Annotated in this window: 4 protein-coding genes; 2 read left to right on the top strand and 2 right to left on the bottom strand. The window is 46.1% G+C overall.

The window, feature by feature from the left end:
- Positions 1-74 precede the first annotated feature (74 nt).
- Entirely contained in the window at positions 75-1,076 is a 1,002-nt protein-coding gene (locus ACN0IC_RS14570; RefSeq protein ID WP_416879515.1) for a NodZ family protein, read from the top strand.
- Here the strand turns inward: ACN0IC_RS14570 and ACN0IC_RS14565 are convergent.
- Complete coding sequence (locus tag ACN0IC_RS14565; protein WP_416879514.1) at positions 1,067-2,047, bottom strand: glycosyltransferase family 2 protein; 981 nt, start codon at positions 2,045-2,047, stop codon at positions 1,067-1,069. The two genes, ACN0IC_RS14570 and ACN0IC_RS14565, sit on opposite strands and share 10 nt — an antisense overlap.
- Before the next feature lie 2 nt (positions 2,048-2,049).
- Positions 2,050-2,625: a sugar transferase gene (locus ACN0IC_RS14560; RefSeq protein ID WP_416879513.1), complete on the bottom strand. Its 576-nt coding sequence runs from the start codon at positions 2,623-2,625 to the stop codon at positions 2,050-2,052.
- A 380-nt stretch (positions 2,626-3,005) separates the two neighbouring features.
- Between ACN0IC_RS14560 and ACN0IC_RS14555 the strand changes: the two genes are divergently transcribed.
- Positions 3,006-4,223: a hypothetical protein gene (locus tag ACN0IC_RS14555; RefSeq protein WP_416879512.1), complete on the top strand. Its 1,218-nt coding sequence runs from the start codon at positions 3,006-3,008 to the stop codon at positions 4,221-4,223.
- The last annotated feature ends 8 nt before the right edge of the window (positions 4,224-4,231 follow it).

Genomic DNA, 4,231 nt, shown 5'->3' with positions numbered 1-4,231 from the left:
CATATGCCCGCATTATGCAGAAATGAAATAGCGATGAATTCTCAAAAAAACGCAAGAACACATTATTCGAGGATATGTCTATTTTGAAAATCATCGCTCAGGATGGAAGTATGCGCCGAAAGATACTTCTGATAAAAGGCAAGGGAGGGCTGGGCAATCGCATACTGTCCGCCGTATGCGGTCTTATATACGCCGATCTATCAGGGCGCACGCCCGTAATAGATTGGCGTGATGGCAGCTATGCCCCACTTGGAGATAACGCATATCCGCTTCTATTTAACACGCCTATAAAATCGACCTGTGCAGAAATTGATAAAGCGGTTTGCCCTGTCGCACCTGCCATCTGGACTGGATATCTCAAGGCCAGCACCCAAGACATGATAAATAAGTTTATGCCCAAGGCGCACTCCAGCCCCAAAGCATATCGAGTTTTTTGCGTAGATCTGGAAGACCTCAATGTGCCCGAAGATATCGCGGTGTATTGGTCTTACCTTCCGAAGTTCCGGCACCTTACTAAACAAATTCGACGTGATCTTCGTTTCACGGGTCGGTCAATTCCGTGTATAATCAAGGAATATCTTGACCGCTATTTTACACCTAATGTGCGGGTTCGACGAGAAGTTACACGTTTGACTGCCCAACTGGGAGCGAATCCGATAGGGATCCATGTTCGTTATACCGATCGCAAGATCCCTTTAAATTCCGCGCTATCCATACTTCGCAAGCGTCTAATGCAGGTACCCGACCAACCGATATTTCTAGCCACAGATAACGCCCATGTGCAGCGAAAAATGAAAATGGAATTTGCCAACCTATATCATATTAATAAGCACCTACCGGATAATGGCGAAAGGTTGCATTGGCCGGCGACAGATGTCGCCAAACTTCTAGAAGCTGAAAATGCGTTAATTGACATGTGGGTACTATCGAAATGCACCCGTCTCATCTATTCTCGGCAATCAACATTTTCCCAAACTTCGGTTTATCTTGGGAATATGGCACGGAATCAACTTGATGACGTGGACCGCAACTCCCCCAAAGTTTTGCTGAAACAACTTATCCAATATTATGCTTGATCGTAGCCGTTTAACCAGGTGTCTCTGCGTCGCCAGATCAATTGCCAGCGCTGCGCCGATAACACCCCCTTGGAATTACCAGAATACGCAAGTGGACGCGTAATTACAAACCGCAATGCCGACCAAAACCACATTAAAAGGATTCCATATCGTACTTGCCAAGCAGGCCAATGATCCTGGATGAGAGAGACGCGGGCCTTCATTACAAGAATTGCCTTTTCGTCATTGTTATTGGTGGATGCACCCACATGATGAACTATCTGGGCATCAGGGGTGATCATCGGTTGGCACCCCAAGGCACGCGCTCGAAGGCAAAGGTCTGCATCTTCACCGTACATAAAGTACTTACTGTTAAATCCGCCCAACATGTTCCAGATATCACGTCGGATGAGTAGAAGACACCCTACGACGATATCCACTTGGCGAATATCATCGCGTTCCCAGTTTCCGTACTCTTCAGGGTTGAATAGGGCGCTTTGGCTAAAGATCCGACTAAGCCCAACAGCGCGAAAAAGCAGGCTATGTAGGCTGGGCGCGGCCCAACATGACGCTTTGTTAAGGGTTCTGTCGGAAAATACCGTTCGCCCGCCCCAAATACCGGCACCAGGGGCGGCTTTAGCAAAGGTCATAAGCGCGCAGACGGCCCCTACGTCCGCTTCAGTATCGGGGTTAAGTAGTAAGAGATATGGCGTCGTACAATAACTGGCTGCTAGATTGTTCGCACAAGCAAACCCCACGTTTTCCCGCAAACTTATAACCCTGACCATCGGGAAAGCTTCGGAGATCTTCTCGACCGATCCGTCCGTCGAAGCATTATCAATCACGATACAGTCGTAATCTACACTGCGGTTATGCAGATCTAATGCTTCGATAGCTTTAAGCGTCATCGGCGCAGTATTGTAACTTACGATAATTATTGTGAGCTGCTTGACAGATTTAGCCGAGACTCTCTCCGTGGATTTGGGAAACACAGTCAATACCCCGTAGCTCTTAAAACGACATGGACCGTATCCTTTAAAATACGCATATCTTCCCTAAGAGATAAAGTTAAGTTATAACGCCGGTCGTATGCAGCGCGATCAACAAAGGTCGATTCATTACGCATAGATACCTGCCAGTTTCCACTAATACCAGGGCGCAGGTTATAGTAGTCCGTACCTGGATAGAAATGTTTTTGATTAACCATTATTGGCCGCGGGCCAACCAGGCTCATATCGGCACGTAAAACGTTCCAAATCTGAGGAAGTTCATCTAAAGATGTCTTACGCAAAAATGAACCGAAAGCCGTAATGCGCGGGTCGTATTTCAACTTTTGTGTGGTTCGCCATTCCTCCTGCGCGTCTAGGTTACCTTGAAAGTATTTCTCGATAACTTGATCGCTATCGTGAACCATTGTTCGCAACTTCCATATTCTAAAGGGCCGTCCATGTTGCCCTATTCGAGTTTGCGAAAAGAACGGGGTGCTGCCGGTCACGACTATTATTGTCGCCAGAATCATAATCATCGGAGCAACAAGAGGTAGCGACAGAATACAAATGACCAAATCCATTAGCCTCTTACCGAAGTTTCGATAAATTCCCAGCGTTACAGACTGATATGCAGCGTCGCGATGTCTTGCCGTTAGAATGCTATCCGTGCTCAAATATCTCATATCGCGCTGCCTTTGTCTAACGTTTGAATATGGCATTGCTAAATCAATGTGGTTACCAGATTATTAAGGAACGTCTGATGGGACCCAGCCTGGATGGAAGATAATTACCAATAAAAATTACCTTTTTGTGTTTAACGGATAATTAATACCTTTCACTTCACAGTGTTAAAGCGTCAGTAAATACGCCTGATCATCACGCAAGCAGTTTTTTGACTGCTTCATGCTCATTGAGTCCTCAATATTCTACATCTGTAGCTATCAAGAGAAAGTGCGTAGATATGAAGTTTTATATATTCCGCCTGCTTTCTCGAAAAACTCTGCTTCTGAGTTTTATTGGTTTAGGTACCGCAATCGGTTTTCTTGTAACGCTCCTCTCTTCTCCAACATATCATAGCAAAGCCCGCTTATTACTCGATGCGGATACAGCCCTACCAAGTTCAGACTTAACTGCCGCACAACCTACCGCCATTAAGCAACTTTTGTTAATTAAAGAGCTTACTTTAAGGCGTGAGGCACTCTTGGAGTTCGCCGATATCATCGAGCTCGATAATTCAGAAAATCAGGAAGACGTTTATGAGCGCGCGCGTCGAAGTGTGTCAATAGACATATCAGCCGATCGTCACACGCTACCAGTTTTAACAGTGGGTTACAGCGCCCATTCCGCTGAAGTCGCTTTAAAAGGGGCCCGAGAACTTGTAAAAAAAGTGCTTCAGCAAGACGCCGATGGACTTTCTCTTGGCGTCAATCGCATTGTTAAGTGGCGCCAGAATGAAGTGTCCCGTCTTAAACAAGAACTAGACAATAATAGTCATCATATTTTTACCTTCAAACGGGAAAACAAGGATGCTTTGCCAAATAACCTGCCATCATATAGACTGCAACTCGCGGCACAGCGCAAGCGGCTGTCGCAGATTATAAAGCAAATTGAGATGGAGAAGCGCCAGCGGCTCGACGTGGTGCTTCCCCCACAAAAATTTGAGTCACGCAAGGTCGGCGAAAAGTTGCATACATTGTCGCGAAATAAGCCATCTGTGGTCACGCCGAAACCGGACGATGCGCTCACATTGCTTGAAACGCACCGAAAGGACATCTCAAGTAAGTTGGAAAGCCTGACCCAACTTATAGACACCACCCAATATAACGCAGTTCAATTAGAAAATCTTGAGCAAGCGCGTGATAATATAAGAGCCCAGTTACTTGAGGCGTCATCCAACCTTACCCGTGCACATTCTGCTGAACAAAGTGCCGCTTCAGACTATGGTCAGCGCTTGACTATATTCGAGCCGGCGCAATTACCCACCCGTGTTACTGGAATTATTCCTCCTATGATAATATTCATTTCGATGATCGGAGGATTGATATTCGGATTATTGGCGGTGATTGTAGTTGAGACATATGCTAGAATTATTCGGCGGCCCCAAGATCTAATAAATCATCTAGGTGTTACACCTATATCAACACTGCCTTACATTCCCGCGCATAGCACCCGTGCATAGTGCTGAGT

Source organism: Litorimonas sp. (genome assembly GCA_029936425.1).
GTDB lineage: Bacteria > Pseudomonadota > Alphaproteobacteria > Caulobacterales > Maricaulaceae > Litorimonas.
This window is presented reverse-complemented; position numbering and strand designations above follow the sequence as displayed.